The organism is Caulobacter sp. SRI_008 (genome assembly GCF_057586355.1).
Genome location: NZ_JBYCZS010000020.1, coordinates 48,304 through 65,206 on the forward strand (window position 1 = coordinate 48,304; position 16,903 = coordinate 65,206).

Annotated in this window: 15 protein-coding genes, 5 tRNA genes and 1 pseudogene; 8 read left to right on the forward strand and 13 right to left on the reverse strand. The window is 66.2% G+C overall.

The genetic code is table 11. The features are described from left to right. The first annotated feature begins 2 nt into the window (after nucleotides 1-2). From AC2YHT_RS17720 to AC2YHT_RS17745, 6 genes are all read left to right on the forward strand, one after another. Nucleotides 3-2,339: a S8 family peptidase gene (locus AC2YHT_RS17720; RefSeq protein WP_487291083.1), complete on the forward strand. Its 2,337-nt coding sequence runs from the start codon at nucleotides 3-5 to the stop codon at nucleotides 2,337-2,339. Nucleotides 2,340-2,526: 187 nt separating this feature from the next. After that, the gene (locus AC2YHT_RS17725; protein WP_487291084.1) at nucleotides 2,527-2,712 is read left to right on the forward strand and encodes a hypothetical protein; all 186 of its coding nucleotides are present in this window, start codon (nucleotides 2,527-2,529) and stop codon (nucleotides 2,710-2,712) included. A gap of 451 nt (nucleotides 2,713-3,163) precedes the next feature. Beyond that, the gene (locus AC2YHT_RS17730; protein WP_487291085.1) at nucleotides 3,164-4,129 is read left to right on the forward strand and encodes a CBASS oligonucleotide cyclase; all 966 of its coding nucleotides are present in this window, start codon (nucleotides 3,164-3,166) and stop codon (nucleotides 4,127-4,129) included. A gap of 8 nt (nucleotides 4,130-4,137) precedes the next feature. Further along, the gene (locus tag AC2YHT_RS17735) at nucleotides 4,138-4,653 is read left to right on the forward strand and encodes an HORMA-1 domain-containing protein (protein ID WP_487291086.1); all 516 of its coding nucleotides are present in this window, start codon (nucleotides 4,138-4,140) and stop codon (nucleotides 4,651-4,653) included. Next, nucleotides 4,653-5,609, forward strand: a complete 957-nt coding sequence (locus AC2YHT_RS17740) for an AAA family ATPase (protein ID WP_487291087.1) — start codon at nucleotides 4,653-4,655, stop codon at nucleotides 5,607-5,609. The genes AC2YHT_RS17735 and AC2YHT_RS17740 overlap by 1 nt, the downstream gene beginning before the upstream one ends. Further along, the gene (locus tag AC2YHT_RS17745) at nucleotides 5,606-6,337 is read left to right on the forward strand and encodes a DUF6602 domain-containing protein (RefSeq protein ID WP_487291088.1); all 732 of its coding nucleotides are present in this window, start codon (nucleotides 5,606-5,608) and stop codon (nucleotides 6,335-6,337) included. Before AC2YHT_RS17740 ends, AC2YHT_RS17745 begins: the two co-directional genes overlap by 4 nt. Before the next feature lie 26 nt (nucleotides 6,338-6,363). Here the strand turns inward: AC2YHT_RS17745 and AC2YHT_RS17750 are convergent, their stop codons facing one another. From AC2YHT_RS17750 to AC2YHT_RS17760, 3 genes and pseudogenes are all read right to left on the reverse strand, one after another. Continuing rightward, entirely contained in the window at nucleotides 6,364-6,780 is a 417-nt protein-coding gene (locus tag AC2YHT_RS17750) for a CopG family transcriptional regulator (RefSeq protein WP_487291089.1), read from the reverse strand. 7 nt (nucleotides 6,781-6,787) lie between these two features. Next, nucleotides 6,788-7,438, reverse strand: a pseudogene (locus AC2YHT_RS17755) (type IV secretory system conjugative DNA transfer family protein); the annotation flags it as partial. Between the two features lie 279 nt (nucleotides 7,439-7,717). Beyond that, complete coding sequence (locus AC2YHT_RS17760; RefSeq protein ID WP_487291090.1) at nucleotides 7,718-8,086, reverse strand: hypothetical protein; 369 nt, start codon at nucleotides 8,084-8,086, stop codon at nucleotides 7,718-7,720. Between the two features lie 81 nt (nucleotides 8,087-8,167). On the opposite strand from AC2YHT_RS17760, the gene AC2YHT_RS17765 reads away from it, so the two are divergent. Then, nucleotides 8,168-8,614, forward strand: coding sequence for a hypothetical protein (locus AC2YHT_RS17765; RefSeq protein ID WP_487291091.1), 447 nt, complete (start codon nucleotides 8,168-8,170; stop codon nucleotides 8,612-8,614). Here the strand turns inward: AC2YHT_RS17765 and AC2YHT_RS17770 are convergent. Then, nucleotides 8,605-8,931: an MmcQ/YjbR family DNA-binding protein gene (locus tag AC2YHT_RS17770; protein ID WP_487291092.1), complete on the reverse strand. Its 327-nt coding sequence runs from the start codon at nucleotides 8,929-8,931 to the stop codon at nucleotides 8,605-8,607. The two genes, AC2YHT_RS17765 and AC2YHT_RS17770, sit on opposite strands and share 10 nt — an antisense overlap. Before the next feature lie 392 nt (nucleotides 8,932-9,323). Between AC2YHT_RS17770 and AC2YHT_RS17775 the strand changes: the two genes are divergently transcribed. Beyond that, the gene (locus tag AC2YHT_RS17775) at nucleotides 9,324-11,006 is read left to right on the forward strand and encodes a recombinase family protein (protein ID WP_487291179.1); all 1,683 of its coding nucleotides are present in this window, start codon (nucleotides 9,324-9,326) and stop codon (nucleotides 11,004-11,006) included. Here AC2YHT_RS17775 and AC2YHT_RS17780 read toward each other — a convergent pair. The 9 genes from AC2YHT_RS17780 to AC2YHT_RS17820 all read right to left on the reverse strand — a co-directional run bounded on the left by AC2YHT_RS17780 (nucleotide 10,965) and on the right by AC2YHT_RS17820 (nucleotide 16,850). After that, nucleotides 10,965-11,041, reverse strand: a tRNA-Arg gene (locus tag AC2YHT_RS17780). The genes AC2YHT_RS17775 and AC2YHT_RS17780 overlap by 42 nt on opposite strands. Nucleotides 11,042-11,069: 28 nt before the next feature. Further along, a complete protein-coding gene (locus AC2YHT_RS17785; RefSeq protein ID WP_110118268.1) occupies nucleotides 11,070-11,375 on the reverse strand; it encodes an ETC complex I subunit in 306 nt (101 codons plus the stop codon). Between the two features lie 26 nt (nucleotides 11,376-11,401). Further along, nucleotides 11,402-11,478: transfer RNA gene (locus AC2YHT_RS17790), tRNA-Pro, on the reverse strand. Nucleotides 11,479-11,715: 237 nt separating this feature from the next. After that, on the reverse strand, nucleotides 11,716-12,312 hold the full coding sequence (gene cspD, locus AC2YHT_RS17795) for a stationary phase survival cold shock domain protein CspD (protein WP_487291093.1): 597 nt from the start codon (nucleotides 12,310-12,312) through the stop codon (nucleotides 11,716-11,718). Nucleotides 12,313-12,485: 173 nt separating this feature from the next. Next, a tRNA-Glu gene (locus AC2YHT_RS17800) sits at nucleotides 12,486-12,560 on the reverse strand. A gap of 57 nt (nucleotides 12,561-12,617) precedes the next feature. Continuing rightward, nucleotides 12,618-12,692, reverse strand: a tRNA-Glu gene (locus tag AC2YHT_RS17805). Nucleotides 12,693-12,749: 57 nt separating this feature from the next. Then, a tRNA-Glu gene (locus AC2YHT_RS17810) sits at nucleotides 12,750-12,824 on the reverse strand. Nucleotides 12,825-12,893: 69 nt separating this feature from the next. Continuing rightward, on the reverse strand, nucleotides 12,894-14,720 hold the full coding sequence (gene recJ / locus AC2YHT_RS17815; protein ID WP_487291094.1) for a single-stranded-DNA-specific exonuclease RecJ: 1,827 nt from the start codon (nucleotides 14,718-14,720) through the stop codon (nucleotides 12,894-12,896). Between the two features lie 1,152 nt (nucleotides 14,721-15,872). Next, nucleotides 15,873-16,850 (reverse strand): class 1 fructose-bisphosphatase, encoded by a 978-nt coding sequence (locus AC2YHT_RS17820; RefSeq protein WP_487291095.1) that lies wholly within the window; start codon nucleotides 16,848-16,850, stop codon nucleotides 15,873-15,875. Nucleotides 16,851-16,903 lie beyond the last annotated feature (53 nt).

Here is a 16,903-nt window from a genome sequence, read left to right on the forward strand (position 1 = left end):
CCATGGCCCGTTACGAACACCTCCAGCTTTTGCGTCTGCCCGAACGATTTGAGCGACGTAAGACCGGGGGTGGCGGGCCGTTGGCGCCTCGGGACCCTGCAGACCATGGCCGGCGGCTGCAACAGGAACTCGACACCGCGGTCTCCAGCCAACAGGCGCGACGCCGCCCGGAGTTCGTCGATCCTTCCCTGATCCTGCGGGTCCAGATGACAGGAGCGCCGCAGGAAGATCAGTGGAATGCGCTCGGCCTGACGGTCCTGTCGAGCGACGAGGATCGCACGCTGGTCCTGTTTTCGTCCCGCGACGACATGGCCGACTTCCGCGCGCGCCTGGCGGCCTACGGCGGCGGGGTCCCGGCGGGCCAGATCAATCCGCCCTATGCCGCGTTTATCGGCGGCATCGAGTCGATCTCGGCCATCGCCCCGAAAGACCGCATCGGCATCCGCGCTCGCGAGGAAGGCTTTGCTGAGCCGACGGATTTCGAGGTCGACACGGCCTATACGATCGACCTTGAGCTATGGGACCTTGGCCGGCGCGAAGTTCGGCTTCGCAAGCTCGAACAGATCGCTGACTATGTCGACGCGCGCGGCGGCGAGACTTTCGATCGGTATGTCGGCCCCTCGATAAGCATGCTGCGCCTCAGGTGCAGCGGCGCGGTCATCGCCACCCTTCTTGGCCTTGAAGACGTGGCGGAGTTGGACCTGCCCCCGTCTCCCGACCTGACCACCGGCGCGGTGCTGGACCTGGAACTGGCACAGCTGCCGCCCCTTGGCCCGGTCGATTCCGACGCGCCGCTGATCGGAGTGATCGATAGCGGGATCAACGCCCACCCGCTGATCGAAGATATCTTGGTCGGCGCGATCAGCGTACCCGACAGTCTGGGCCTGGCGGATGAATGGGGCCATGGGACGCGCGTCGCCGGGGTCTCGGTGTTTGGCGATCTGCGCGGACAGCTGGAAAACGGCACGCTCGATCGCGGCGCGCGCCTGTGTTCGGCCAAGATCCTCGATGAGTGGGGGCAGTTTCCCGACCGAAAGCTGACCCCCGGCCTGATGCGCGAAGCGATCACGCGCCTGCACGCGCAGTTCGGATGCCGGATCTTCGTGATTGCGCTGGGCGATCGCAAGAAGATCTATGACGGCGGCAAGGTGGGCCCCTGGGCCGCCACGCTGGACGAGTTGGTGGCCGAACTCGATGTGATCATCGTGGTCTCGGCCGGAAACCGGCCTCCGCGAACCGGCAATCGTATCGAACAAGCCGTCACCGAATACCCGGCCTACTTGATGGAGCCGGCCAACCGCCTGTGCGAACCGGCCGGTGCGATGAACGTCATCACCGTCGGCGCCCTGGCGCACGGACATGGGGTCGGGGCCAGGGTCGCGGGCAATGTCGGCGTTCGCCCGATCACGGCCGCAGGGGAGCCCTCGCCTTTTTCCCGGGTGGGCCCGGGAATCGGCGGCGCGCTCAAGCCCGACCTGATCGATGTCGGCGGAACCTTGATCTTCGACCCCATCGTTGGGCGTCTGAGGGGTGGTGACGACGTTCCAGAGGCCGGTGTCCTGTCCCTGCACCATCGGTTCATCGACCAGCTGTTCTGCGGCAATTCCGGGACCTCCTTCGCGGCCCCGCTGGTCGCCTACAAGGCCAGCCAGATCCTGGCGCGTTTTCCCGAGGCTTCGGCCAATCTCGTGCGCGCCCTGCTGGCGGGCAGCGCCCAGCCCCCTCCGGAGTTGGTCGCCCGCCTGCAAGGATTGGGTCAGCCAGCCATCAACGCGGTGTGCGGGCACGGCCAGGCTGACCTAGAGCACGCGATGTTCTCCGACGACGCCCGGGTGGTGCTCTACGCCGAGGACGAGCTGGCCGTCGATCATTTCGCCGTCTACCAGATCCCCATTCCCGCGGCCTACCAAGCCACCGCCGGGCGACGCAGCATCCGGGTCAGCCTGGCCTATGATCCGCCCGTTCGCCACAGCCGGCGCGACTATGCCGGCGTCAGCATCGGCTTTCGGCTGATCAGAGGGTGTGACCCGGACCTGATCTTCGAGCACTATCGCAAGCGAGCGCCCGCGGAGGGCCCCTTCCCCGACATCGCCGCGCGTTACGACTGCAAGCTCTCGCCCAGTTCGACGGCGCGTGAGAAATCCACGTTGCAATCGGCGACGATCACCTTCGCGCGCGATGTCGCCGCTTATGGCGACGCCTACTATCTGGTCGTTCGTTGCAGCGCCGGCTGGGCGGCGATCGCGCGTCAAAGCTTCGCCGTGACGGTCGAGCTCGCGCACGAGGCCGACATTCAGCTTTACGAACGCCTGCGTCAGCGCGTGCAGGTGCGTGCTTAGCGACGCCGTCTCGGTCGCGCGGCGCATCAGGTTGCTGAGCGCACCCGCTCACCAGAGCGGCGGCGAACCCAAGCCACACGCGTCCCCTGTGTCGAACACGCAACACAACTGATCTTCGCGCATCGCCGCCGTTGCCGCGCACGGGCTTGATAACCACGTTCTCTCTCCGGATTGAAAGGAGGGGGCCATGGCAAAGAATACCGGTGAGGGCTTTCGGCGGGGGGCGGTGAAGGGCCGAACCCAGTTCCAGCGTCCGGACGGCCTTTGGCAAAAGCGCGACGAGGGAACGGGCCAGCTGATGCAGGTCAAGGACGACGGCAAGCCGTTCAAGGGCGTCGCCAAGGAGCCGGACGGGCGGGACGGCGCCGACTAGCGGACTACCGTCTGTTGCGATGGACGGCGGGGACACCCCAACATCTAGCAACCCTGGTCGAATCGCGAGAGAATGAACAGGTCGTTAAAAAACCGATGGCCTTCCTCGCGACTCACGGCATAGTCGCGCTTGTACGACCGTTTCCGTCGTACCCATGGCCGACATTTCCGACCAGCGCACACGGCAACCACACCTTGATCGTCCGTCGACGGACGAGGGCGTCAGATATGGGGGTAGGTTTGACCTAGACCAGATCAGGTTCTCGGAGGAGAGGACAGCAGCCCGACTTGCCGGTCCAAAGCACGCTGCCTCTCCCCCACAATCGACTCGTACAAGCCGATGGCCGACCATAGGCCAGCAGGCCGCGCCGACACAACCCGGCGACGGCGGCCATCGTGCACGAAGACCCTCAGCAACAGCTTGTCAGATCAAGCTTTGATAGGAGCGGCGCGTGTCACGCGACCATGTAGATCACAAGGACCTCGTCAGCTTCGCGCAGAACAGGGTCAACCTCCCCAAGGACAAGGCCGACGAGTACCGCGCCCAGGCCAAGCGGCTGCGCGACAAGCTCGAGAACTACCTGTTCGAACATCCCGACTTCACGCTCAAGAAGATGCTGCTGTCGGGAAGCCTGGCCAAGGGCACCGCGTTGCGCTCGCTCAACGATATCGACGTGGCCTGTTACATCAGCGGTGCCAACGCTCCCCAGCAGATCGACGCCCTTCTGCTCTATCTGGCGGAGCGGCTGCGCAAGGCCTTCCCCAACTTCACGCCCGACCAGGTCAAGCCCCAGACCTACAGCGTCACCGTGTCGTTCAAGGGAACCGGCCTGGACGTGGACATCGTGCCGATCCTCTACGACGGCGACCCGGACTGGTACGGCAATCTGGTCAGCCAGGACGACGGCTCGTTCCTGAGGACCAGCATTCCGCGCCATCTTGAGTTCGCCAAGAAGCGCAAGCAGGCCCAGCCGATCGACTTCGCGCAGGTCGTGCGGCTCGTGAAGTTCTGGGCGCGCCTGCAGAAGGCCGAGCGCCCGGGTTTCCGCTTCAAGAGCTTCATGATCGAGATGATCATGGCCAAGCTGTGCGACGACGGGCTGGACCTGTCGGACTATCCCGAGGCCCTGCAGCACTTCTTCACATATCTCGCGCGCAGCGGGCTCAACGAGCAGATCGTCTTCACCGACTACTACGCCGCCAGGACCGTTCCCGCGCATGCCGGACCGGTCCGCATCATCGATCCGGTCAACGCCGACAACAACGTTGCCCGCCTCTACGCGGCGGCCCAGGCGGCCGACATCGTCGAGGCCGCCCTGGATGCCAGCGACGCCATCGACGCGGCGCTCTACGCCCCCACCAAGCAACTGACCGTCGCCTACTGGCAAAAGGTCTTCGGCTCGCAGTTCCAGGTCTGAGGCGCCCGATGTCCTACAGCAGCAGCTATACGGAGACGGTGACCTTCACGGTCACCCACGCCCGCCACATGGCCGCGAAGGTCGCGACCGATCTCAAGCGCATCCAGCGCCTCTACGGATCGCCCACCGACACGCGTATCGCCCAGTTCGAACTCGAGGCCACCGAACTGATGAAGGCCGGTTACCTCAAGGAGGTCACCTACGGTTTTAAGCGCAACGGCGCCTGGATCGAACCGACCATCCGCTACACTGCCCGGGACTTGGCCGAGGGCGCGGCTGGCGACGACGATCCTGGCCGCATTCGTCCCGGGGCCAATATCGTCGGCGCGGCGTTTTCGAGCTATCTGGTCTGCAGCGACACGTGGCACGCCTTGACGTCGGCCCAGCAGACCGCCTTCGAGGCCGGCCTTCCGTTCAGCCGCAACGGCGCGCCCGAGCCGACGATCAGCGGCTACCTCTCCCAGGATCGAACCTATTCCGCAGGCGGTCGCGCCCTCGACCGCGCCAGCGTTCGGAGCTTCTGATGAACAACAAGCCCCCTCTCGACGAACTGTTCGAACGCCGGATCGCCTATCCGGACTTCGAGCCCCAGGAACGCCTTGGCCGCCTGGTGGGCCTCGACGAGCAGAAGGATCGCCTGACCAAGGTCCTGAGCCTGCTGGTCAATCCTGGCGGCTTGGCGGCCTGGGCCTCCCGGCATCACCCCGACGCCAAGTCCCTGGTCGACACCGTGGTGCGCAGGCCCCCGCTCGTGGTCCTGGCGGGCGATGTCGGCTCGGGCAAGACCGAGTTGGCCGAGACGATCGGCGACGCGGTGGCGCGCCAGGAGCGCATCGAGATCACGCTGTACCCTCTCAGCTTGGCCACGCGAGGCCAGGGCCGGGTTGGGGAAATGACGCAGTTGGTCTCGGCGGCCTTCGACTACACCGTCGATGCCGCCGCCAAGCTGAAATCTCCCGGCAAGTCGCGCGGCGCGGTCATCCTGCTGATCGATGAGGCCGACGCCTTGGCCCAATCGCGGGAAGCCGCGCAGATGCACCACGAGGACAGGGCCGGCGTGAACGCCTTCATTCGCGGCATCGACCGGATCGCCAACGCGGCGCTGCCGGCGGCGGTGATCATGTGCACCAACCGCTTGAACTCGCTCGACCCGGCGATCCAGCGGCGCGCCGCCGACATCCTGACCTTCGGCCGCCCCAATGAGATCCAGCGGCGGTTCATCCTCTCGAGCCGCCTGGGCGCCCTGGGTTTTTCGCCCACGCACATCGAGGCGATGGTTGCCGCGACCGGTCCCCAAACCGGGCTGCGCCCCTATGGGTTCACCGCCTCGGATCTCACCCAACGCCTGCTGCCGTCCATCGTGCTCGACGCCTATCCGCATAAGGGCGTCGATCCGACCCGCGCGCTGGAGCTGGCCCGCAGGACGACGCCAACGCCCCCCTTCAGGGACGAAGCCACGGCGGTGGAGGCTCGCCGATGAGCAGCTGGTCACTTCAGGCGCTGCTGTCGGGCCTTCACGACGACATCCAGCAAAAGCTGGACACGGTCCGCAAAAGCCTGGCCCATCCCGGCACCAAGGGCGACGCCAGTGAAGGTGTCTGGCTGGAGTTGCTGCAGACCTATCTGCCAAAGCGTTACAGCGCCGCCTCGGCCCACGTTGTCGACAGCCTCGGCGCCTTCAGCGACCAGATTGATGTCGTCGTTTTCGACCGCCAGTACTCGCCCTTCATCTTTAGCTACCAGGGCGCCACGGTTATCCCGGCCGAAAGCGTCTATGCCGTTTTCGAGGCAAAGCAGGCCATCAACGCCACCCAGGTCGCGTACGCGAAGGAGAAGGTCGCGAGTGTACGGGCGCTGCACCGGACAAGCTTGCCGATCCCGCACGCAGGCGGAATGTATCCTCCAAAACCTTTTCACCACATTCTCGGCGGGCTTCTGACGTTCGAAAGCGACTGGTCGCCACCGCTCGGTAGCGCTCTCGAAAGTGCGCTGGTTGCGACATCTTCCGCGGACCGGCTCGACCTTGGCTGTGTCGCGGCCCATGGCCTGTTTTCATGCGATAGCGCCGGCTGTCACGCCGTCACGCTAATCGCCAAGCCGGCGACAGCCTTCCTCTTCGAATTGATCGCCAGACTGCAAGAAACCGCGACCGTTCCGATGATCGACATTCGCGCTTACGCGAATTGGCTAACATCTCCTGGCGACTAGCAGACCTTCCGGACGTCAGCGAAGAGTCACCCATCGCTCTCCTGCCCCCGCTCCTGCAACACCTCGCCGCGTAAAAGCCTGCCGGAAGCCAGCCGGCGCGAGAGGGCTTCCAGGAACCCTGCATATCGCTCCTGCCCTTTGGCGTTTTGCGCCTTCTGGTCTCCAGCGCTAAGGCTCGGCGTCGCCGTCAGCCAAGCCTTCACGAACAGCGCGACGGCCTCGTTGGAAATCGTCACGTCGCGCTCCAATCGCTCCAGCGATCGGCCGATCCGATCAAGCCGCCGGACCACCGCTGCCTCGGCCGCCTCATCGCTGTCGGGCGACAGATAACTGGCGACGGCGGCCTGGACGATTTCCGACTTCGACCGCCGTGTCCGACGCGCGGCCTCGTCCAGCGCCAGCGACAAATCCCTGGATAGAAAGACCTTGGTCTGGACCTTCATCGCCGCCTCACAACGGGATGCCGTCGTCGGGGTCCAGGGCGGCGACACGGGCCGCCGCGCGGAGCCGGCGCGCCTGCTCAGCCTGGGGCAGATCGTCGGCGTCGATCTCGAGCTCCAACCAAGCCTCTGGGGCGACTTCAACGGGCGGCGTCTCGATCGGAGCGTCAAGCGCCGGCTCGATCCGCAGTCCGCCCTCCTCCGCCGCCTCACCCGGTTTGACGGCGCGCTCTGGCCCCGCATCCATCACCCTCGTCCATGGAGACGTCGGGGCCGGCAATCTCGCGGGCTTGGCCGGCGGATCGCCGACCCGACCGGCCAGATCCCGGTCGAGATAGTAGCGGACCTTGGCGGCTCGGATCGGCGGCACGCCGGAGACCTGGACCAGGGACTCGTCGGCCGGTAGCTGCATCACTTCGCCGGGCGTCAGCAACGGCCGGGCCGTTTCCTGGCGGCTGATCATCAAGTGGCCAAGCCAGGGCGAAAGTCTGTGGCCAGCGTAGTTCTTCATCGCCCTCATCTCCGTGGCGGTGCCGAGACTGTCGCTGATCCGGCGCGCGGTGCGCTCGTCGTTGGTCGAAAACGCCACGCGCACATGACAGTTGTCGAGGATGGAATTGTTCTCCCCGTACGCCTTGGCGATCTGATTCAAGCTCTGGGCGGAAGCCGATCCGAAGTGCGCCGAGGGCGAAGCCCTAAGCCACGCGCCCGCAACAGCGGGCGCCCAGTCACAATGAAGCCTGCACAGGAGCCCGCGCCAAGCGCGTGGCGGGAGGCGGCGTCGAGCGGCCGGCGGCGCCCAAAGGCGCCCGCCAGGCGTCGCGCCCGTAGGAGCGGCGAAAGCCGCGGGACCGAGCGTGACCGCCGGCCGCTCACCGTGTCGGGTGGAGCCGGGCGCGAAAGCGTCCGGCGGGAACCCTCGTTTAGCCGTTGGCCTGCTCTATCGAGCCCGCCGCTGTTGCTGGCAAAGGCGCGCCAGGTCCGCGCCGAATGGCTCGCACAGCCGTCGCCAGCGGACGCGAAACGCCTCGCCGTCGACGACGTCCTCGAACTCGATCTCGTGGTTCTCGCCGTATTCGGGCAGGGCCGCGATCAGAAGGTGGGCGGGCGCGTGAAGGTTGGCGCGCAGCCAGTCCTGGATTTCATCGAGCGAGACGCCGAAGCGTTTCAGGCGCGCTGGGATGATCTCAGCGTTGGTCGGCGCAAAGCTGGGCATGCCCAGGTTCAAGCCGGAGATCACCTCGATGAAGTCCATCGACGAGGTATAGACGGTCAGGGTCGAGGGGATGGCTGGCGGCGAGATCAGCACGGGGAACCTCTTCGAGGACGGCTTGGGCAAGAAAGCGCGCTATATCTGCGGTCGATCCTGGCACGAAGCGGTGATGAGCCAATGACGACACCCTGGGAAAGCGAGACCGAGCGCCGAGCGCTTCAACGGATGACCCTGGCGCTGGTCGAAACCTGTTTTCGCAACTCCAAGCTAGAGGACTGGCACGCCGGGCGCGAGGTGATCAGCCCGGCCGGCGACTTCAGCGACGTCAAGATCGTCAGCCCAGCCGGCGAGATCCCGTATCTGGACGCCTCTCGCATTTCCCAGGACGAGATGAAGGCGCTGATGCAGCAGGTGGTCGACGCCGTCTTCACCTTCCTGAGCTATCCGGAGCAACCGATCCGCCTGGGCGGCGCGGCCCAATGGGACAAGCCCAAGCTCAACGAGTCGATGGCGGCGGGCATCTTGCGCCAGATCGCCATCCGCAATGGCCTGGACCCAGCGATCGCCTACGCCCACGCCGATCCGACCGTTGAGTTCTCGCCCTACGCCAGGCCTCAGCCGTAGTCGGCGACCGGGCCGCCCGCCTGGATCCAGGCAGCCTTCAGAACCGGCGACAAGCGATCGGGATCAAGGGCCGCCAAGCGCACGCGGGTCACGCCGCGCTTGCCTCGCCCGCCGGGCTCTGGCGACAGGCCTTCGCAGGTCTCAAGAAACCGGGACTGATCGGCCGGGGTCAGCTTGATCACCGCCCAGCCGGCCTCGGGCCAGCCCAAGGTGGCGAAAACCTTGTCCTTGATGCGGAATTGGTGGGACGCGAGCATAGGGCGCTCCTGAGCACGCGGAAAGCTCAAGGCCAGGGTGCGAAAGGCTTCGGGTGTCATGGTCGTAGGGAATGGCGCGCGCCACTGGCGCTGAAAAGGCGATCTCGCCACGAGTCGCCCCGGAGCCAAACTCGCCGATCGCCTGTCTCTTTAGCCCGTAGTACGATCGCCTCGGATCGGGTTTGCGGTTGAGAACGGTGAGCGCGAGGCTTGCCGGATGCCCAGAAAGCCCCCTCCCCGTCCAGAGCCCGATCTGGATCTCTACGACTACGAAAATAAATTTAAACCGCGACTACCAACAGGCCCTCGTCCGCGTGTCTCCCTAGAGGTCGAGGACGACTGGCCGCGCAACGTCCCCATCGGATGGCGCGAGATCCAGGTCACCGAGACCCATTTGGAGAAGGTGCTGGCCGAACTGCTCGGACCCCTGCCCTGATCCCAGGAGCATCGGAATGGCCAAGAAGATCCGTACGAAAATCGCCGCCCCCGCCGTCGCCCGCGCGGCGCTGTACCTTCGGGTGTCGACCGGCCGTCAGGCCGATAGCGATCTGTCGATCCCCGATCAGCAACGCCAGCTGGAGGCCTACTGCGCCACCAAGGGCTGGGTCCCCGACCAGGAATTCGTGGAGCCGGGCAACACCGCCACCGACGATCGGCGCCCGCAATTCCAGGCGATGATCGACGCGGCCCTGTCAAAGCCGCCGCCGTTCAATGTCATCCTGGTCCACTCGTTTTCGCGCTTCTTCCGCGATCAGTTCCAGTTTGAGTTCTATGCCCGCAAACTGGCGCGCAACGGCGTGCGCATCGTCTCGATCACCCAAGAGCTGGGCGACGATCCGATGAGCTTGATGATGCGTCAGATCATGAACCTCTTCGACGAATACCAGTCGCGGGAGAATGCCAAGCACACGCTGCGGGCCATGAAGGAGAACGCCCGGCAGGGCTTCTGGAATGGCGCGCGGCCCCCGCTGGGTTATCGCATCGTCGCGGCCGAACAGCGCGGAACCAAGATCAAGCGCAAGCTGGAGATTGATCCGGTCCAGGCCGACAAGGTGCGCCTGATCTATCGCCTGGCGCTGAGCGGACACGAGAACACCGGCCCCATGGGCCTCAAGGCGATCGCCACCTATCTCAACAAGCGTGGCCTGACGACGCGAAACGGCGGACGCTGGGGCTCCTCATCGGTCTACAACGCCCTGACCGCGACGACCTATATCGGCGAGCATCACTTCAATAAGCGCGTCGCCAAGACTGGCGAATTCAAGGACGAGGAGGAGCATGTCATCCTCGCCGTGCCGCCCATCGTCACCCGCCAGGAATTCGACGCGGTGCAGCAGTGCATGACCCTGCGCGCGCCGACGACCGCCCACTCCCAGGCCTATTGCGGCCCCACGCTTCTGGGCGGCATCATCTTCTGCGCCAACTGCCGTGGGGCCATGACGCTGCGGACCGGACGGGGGAATGGCGGCCAATATCGTTACTACACGTGCTGCACGCGGGCGCGCACGGGCGACACCGGCTGCAAAGGCGTGTCCATCCGGGAAGACGCCGCCGACGCGGCGGTGATCCATCACCTGGAAAACCGCTTGCTGGAGCCCAAGCGGCTGGCCGCGATGATGGAAAACATCATCGACCGCCGCGAAGACTTCATTCAGCGTCGCGGCAAGCACATCGCCGATCTGCGCAAGCGCGCCACGGAAGCCGAAGCGAAACTCAAGCGCCTGATGGAGGCGATCGAGGACGGACTCGTCGACCGGGCCGACAAGTCGCTCAAGGCCCGCCTTCTTGAACTCAGAGAGACCCGGGACGGCCTGGAAGGGCAAGCCGATCGTGCGGCCGCGGCGATGGAGCGGATGGGCACGACCCTGTCACCGGAGCTTTTGAGGCAATTCGCCAAGGCGACTCGCCAGATGCTCCGGGATGAAAACGGCGGCTATCGGCGGGACCTGCTCAAGGCCGTTGCACAGCGGGTTGACGTGACCCCGAAGGGGGGACTCCGCGTGAGTGGCTGTAAGGTTGAGTTGCTGAGAACGATTTCGGCGAGCAATGGCGTAGAATCGGCGGCTCTAGACGTTCGTACAGCTGAGCCAGGTTGGCGCGCCCTGCAGGATTCGAACCTGCGACCGTTCGCTTAGAAGGCGAATGCTCTATCCAACTGAGCTAAGGGCGCGCGCTGGCCAGCTTAGCCCGGGAGACCCTCAGTGGGTCCAGGGCTGCTTGCGGTTGGTCGCGAAGTTGTCGGCGTAGGCCTTGATGATCCGCTTGGGAACCTTGGGTTCGAAAAGCTGGAACGAGATCTCGTGGCGCTGGGCGTAGGCGATGGCCTCGTCGCGGGTCTCGAAGGTCAGGCGGACCTGGCCGTTCATGTCGCTCGACTGGGTCCAGCCCATCAGCGGATCGGGCTTGCGGGCCGAGGTCGGTTCGAACTCGAGCACCCAGTCCTTGGTCTTGGCTCTGCCCGACTGCATGGCGTTCTTGGCGGGACGATAGATGCGGGCGAGCATGGACCTCTCCAAACGGCTCCAGCTGGTGGTCGGAGCGGCAGGATTCGAACCTGCGACCCTCTGCTCCCAAAACAGATGCGCTACCAGGCTGCGCTACGCTCCGGACACCAGCAAGGGGTTGCCTTGTAAGCGATTTCCGATTCTACGCAACAGGACAAAAGAGCAGCAGCACCAACTTTGTGGGCAGCCTGATGTGGGGCCTCCCCCGCCCCGGGCCAAGTCCTCGGCCTTTCGGCAAGATGCGACGCAGCGGATCGCCCAGAAGGGCCAGGAGCGCCTCGCTGGAGCCGCGGAACGGGCGATGAGCCTGAAGGGCCCCTCGCCGCCCCGGAAAGCAGCCTCAGGCCGCCGTGATCTCGGCGACGACCAGGCCCTTGGGGCCCTGGGCGAAGCGGACCATGACGTCGTCGCCCGGCTGGAGGTCTTCGAGGCCGCCGCGACGCAGGGTCTCGATGTGCACGAAGATGTCGCCCGGCGCTTCGTCGCGAACCACGAAGCCGTAGCCCTTGGTGCGGTTGAACCATTTGACCTTGGCCCGCTCGGGCGGACCGACGGCTTCGAGGGACTGGCGCGACGCGCCGCCGCCAAAGCCGCTGCGCAAGCCGTCGCGACGGGGCGCGACCTCGTCGAAGGTGCGCCGGGGGCGCTCCAGCGGCGGCGGGGCCGAGGTCTCGTCGAGATCGACGACCTCGCTGACCTGCCAGCCCTTGGGACGCTTGACCACGTCGCAGACGATCACGGCGCCTTCCAGCGCCGACTCGCGGCCGCAGTTGCGCAGCGAAGTGACGTGAAGCAGGACGTCCTTCAGGCCCGTCTGGCCCGGATCGTCAGGAACGATGAAGCCGTAGCCCTTTCCGACGTCGAACCATTTCACGCGGCCGCTGATGCGTACGAGATCCTCGTGCGCCGCCGATGCATCCAAGTCGTAACCAGACATTCCGCCCCTCTGGCTCGCCCAAACAGCCCAAAGGAGCGAGCGCCACAAGAATAACACTGTTCTCGCGGAGGGAGAGCCGTCAATGGCCAAATGATGCAGAGAGCGCGCAATGCGAAAGGCGCGACGTTTAGTCGCGCCTTTTGTATGCTGTCAGAAATTTTGAACGCTGCGGTTGGTAGTCCCTAGGGGAGTCGAACCCCTCTCTCCAGAATGAAAATCTGGCGTCCTAACCGATAGACGAAGGGACCACTATGCTTCGAGGAAGCAGGTAATCCGCAGCAGTTCAAAAGTACAGCCCTCGCGGCTGGTAGTCCCTAGGGGAGTCGAACCCCTCTCTCCAGAATGAAAATCTGGCGTCCTAACCGATAGACGAAGGGACCACTATGCTTCGAGGAAGCAGGTAATCCGCAGCAGTTCAAAAGTACAGCCCTCGCGGCTGGTAGTCCCTAGGGGAGTCGAACCCCTCTCTCCAGAATGAAAATCTGGCGTCCTAACCGATAGACGAAGGGACCATCTCGCCGCGAGGAGCCGGGGATATACAAAGGCTCCCCGGAGAGCGCAAGCGGTCAGATGCGTTTTTTTTATTCCGTCCACATCCGGGGATCGGCGGCGTCCTCGATCTCCAGCTGGACCCCTTCCCGACCCATGTAATCGTCGGGTTTGAGGCGGCCGACGACGTGCAGCGCCCCGCCCCCGGCCAGCAGCCGACGGCCAAGATCGGTCTCGGCCGAGCGCCAGGAGACGGCCTTGATGCGGTCGCCGGAGGGGCCGACGAGGTCGACTCGCACGTGGCCGCCGCGCAGGGCCATGACCCGTTCGGGCCGCACGCCGGTCAGGGCGAACAGCGGCTCGACATTGCCGGGACCGAACGGGGCCATCTGCTGGAACTCGGTCCAGAGGGCGCGATTGGCGGCGCGCGGCTGCACCAGGGCGTCGATCTCGACCGCCTCGGGGCCGACTTCGGCCATCTCGCCGGCCAGGGCCTCCTCCAGGAAGGCGCGCAGCTCGGGAATCGAATCGGGACGCACGGTCAGGCCCGCCGCCATGGCGTGCCCGCCCCCGGCCATCAGGATCCCGGCCTCGAAGGCGGCCTGCACGGCCCGGCCCAGGTTCACCCCTGGCTGTGAGCGGCCCGAGCCCTTGGCTACCCCCGCCGCCCGGTCGATGCCGATGACGATGGTCGGCTTGCGGTAGCGCTCGCGCAGACGGCTGGCGACGATGCCGACCACGCCGGGGTGCCAGTCCTCGCCGGCCACGACGATGACCGGGGCATCGGGATTGAAGTTGCTGCCGCGTTCGAGAATCGCCGCGGCCTCCTCGACCACGGCCGCCTCGACGGCCTTGCGCTCGGTGTTGAGTTCGTCGAGCTCTTCGGCCAGGGCCTGGGCTTCGAGCGGGTCGTCGGTCGACAGCAGGCGCGCGCCGAGGTCGGAGCGGCCGATGCGGCCGCCGGCGTTGATCCGCGGCCCCAGGATGAAGCCGGCGTGGAAGACGCTGGCCGCCCCCTGCCCCTTGGCAACCTCCAGCAGGGCCTTGAGGCCCGGATTGGCCCAGTTGGACATCACCCGCAGGCCGGTGGCGGTCAGAGAGCGATTGAAGCCGACCAGCTGGGTGACGTCGCAGACCTCGCCCAGGGCGGTCAGGTCGAGCCATTGGCGCAGGTCGGGCTCGGGCCGGTCCTCATTGAACAGGCCCCGCTTGCGGGCCTCGCGGTTGAGAGCGACCAGCAGGATGAAGGTGACGCCGGCGGCGGCCAGCACGCCCTGCCCGCTCTGGCAGCCCGGACGGTTGGGATTGACCACGGCGGCGGCGGCCGGCGGATCCTCGCGCATCAGGTGGTGGTCGATGACCACGACCTCGAGGCCGATCGTGGCGGCGCTGGCGATGGCGTCATAGGCGGCCGCGCCGCAGTCGAGGGTGACGACCAGCTCGGCGCCCGACTCGCGGATGGTCTTGAAGGCGGCCGGACTGGGGCCGTAGCCCTCCTTCAGGCGGTCGGGGATGTAGATCGGCAGCTCGACGCCCATGTGCCGGAACCAACGCACCAGTTGGGCGGCGCTGGTGGCGCCGTCGACATCGTAGTCGGCGAAGACCATGGTCGGCCGGCCCTGGACCAGGGCGTCGATCAGGATCTCGGCGGCCCGGTCCATGTCGGTGAAGCTGGACGGGTCGGGGAACAGCGACTTCAGGGTCGGCTGCAGGTAGTCGCGGGCGCTGGCCTGGTCGATCCCCCGCGCGACCAGCGCCCGGGCCAGGGGCTCGGACAGGCCGTGCAGGCGGGAAAGGTCGCGGACGATCGCGGGATCGGCGGCGCGCTCGCGCCAGGCGCGGCCGGACAGCGAGCGCGTCACGCCCAGGAAGGCGGTGTCAGCGTCGGCGGCGACAGGAACGGCGTGACCGTCGGCCATGGGCTAAACCAGCCTGAAATCAGCGTGTTGGGGCATGGGGAGACCCTAGCCGGTTTGGGGGATTCGATCCATTGCACGCCGGTGCGGCGGAAGCGGACGTACAGACCCTCCCCCTGAAGGGGGAGGTGTCGGCGAAGCCGACGGAGGGGGTAGTGGTTGCGGAGGCGGCGGCTGTTGCTGGTTCATCAGAAACTTCCCCCTCCGGCCCTCCGGGCCACCTCCCCCTTCAGGGGGAGGGTCTTGGGGCACGGGTCGGCGGCCTCCCGTGAAAACTCACGAAAGTTGGCGGGGAGGCGCGGAGCGGCCGGGCGGAGCCCGGAGACCGTGATGTGGTTTAGCGTTTCGGCTTCGTCTGACCGCTCCGCCGCACCGTAGGCTCGAAGGACCGGGGGCGCGGGCCTCTTTCAGCCCTGGACCCGGTTGTCCCTCGGACGGGCAGGACCAATAGCCCCGCGGTGATCCGGCGGCGCCTCGGCTGATCCTGTTAGGCCGGTTTGAAACGATCCCGACCCTGTCGACCCGCAAGTCTCGTCACGGAACGGCTGGCGGCCCAATCACGCCTTCTGAGCGATCCTGCAAACCCGCCCTTCCCATGACGCCCCAAGCGGCCCCGCTCGATGCGATCCACAGCCGCTAACTCGGGCCGGTACCAAGAGCCCTCCCCATGGCTGGGATGGGGATGATTATGGGGCGGCTCGAGCAGGTGGGGATAAGTTGAGGTTATAAAGTTTTAGGGCGTTGAGTTGGTTGGACTCTTTTCCGATTACGCCGTGCGGGTGGTGTGCGTAAGGCCCACCCAACTCCGTAAAATCCCCGCGAAAGCGGGGACCCAGGTGTTTTATCGTCGAGCGCCACGCGTTGCAGAAAAGCCTGGGTCCCCGCTTTCGCGGGGATTTTACGGAACGTGGGCGTCAGGCTCTCACCTCCCTCGCCCAACCCAACACCGCCTTCCTGGGCCTTGTGCCCAGGATCCATCGTTCAGTTGCTCAGACCTGTCGAAGACGGCCCAGGTCTGAGCGGTCACCGGCATGGGCCCTCGCCACAGGGGCGAGGGAGGCAGTTTTTATGCTGAGGGTGAAGACGGCCGGCGCTGCGGAAGCTGAAAACGGCCCCCCTCCGGCCCTTCGGGCCACCTCCCCCAGAGGGGGAGGATCAGCCCGCCGCCGTTTCGCGGGCGACTTCGTCGACTTCGTTGGCCGAGCCGAGGACCACCGGGACGCGCTGGTGGAGCTTGGTCGGGGCCAGGTCGAGGATGGGGGTGACGCCGTCGGTGGCCTTGCCGCCGGCGCGTTCGACGATCAGGGCCATGGGATTGGCCTCGTACATCAGGCGCAGCTTGCCGGGCTTGGTCGGCTCGCGGGCGTCCCACGGGTACAGGAAGATACCGCCGCGCATCAGGATGCGGTGCACGTCGGCGACCATCGAGGCCACCCAGCGCATGTTGAAGTTCTTGCCCCGCGGGCCTTCCTTGCCGGCGAGGCAGCCGTCGACATAGCGGCGGATCGGCGCGGCCCAGTGGCGCTGGTTGGAGACGTTGATGGCGAACTCGGCCGCGTCGGGCGCGATGGTCGGGGCGGCGTGGGTCAGCAGCCACTGGTCGTCGGCCGACAGGGTGAAGCCGACGACGCCCGAGGTCAGGGTCAGGACCAGCATGGTCTGCGGGCCGTAGACGGCGTAACCGGCGGCGACCTGGTGACGGCCCGGCTGCAGGAAGTCGGCTTCCGTGGGCTCGCGGCCTTCCGGCGCGGGCAGGACCGAGAAGATGGTGCCGACCGAGACGTTGACGTCGATGTTGCTGGAGCCGTCGAGCGGATCGAAGGTGACGAGGAAGCCGCCCTGGCGGCCCGTGGGCTCGATCTCTTCCAGCTCTTCGGAGGCCAGGCCCGCGACCGGCTGGCAGGCCTTCAGGGCGTCGCTCAGCAGGTCGTTGGTCAGGATGTCGAGCTTCTTCTGCTCCTCGTCCTGGACGTTGGTCACCCCGGCCGCGCCGAGATTGCCCAGGATCGCCCCGCCGGCGACGATGCGGCTGATGCGGGCGCAGGCGGCGGCGATGTCGGCGACGACGGTCTTGACCGCGGGGCTGGAGGGATCGCCGGCGAGGTGGCTGGCGAGATCGATCAGGGCGGTCATCAGGAAGGGCCTCGAATGGACAGGCGGCGACGCGCGCCGCGGCTGCGAGCCGA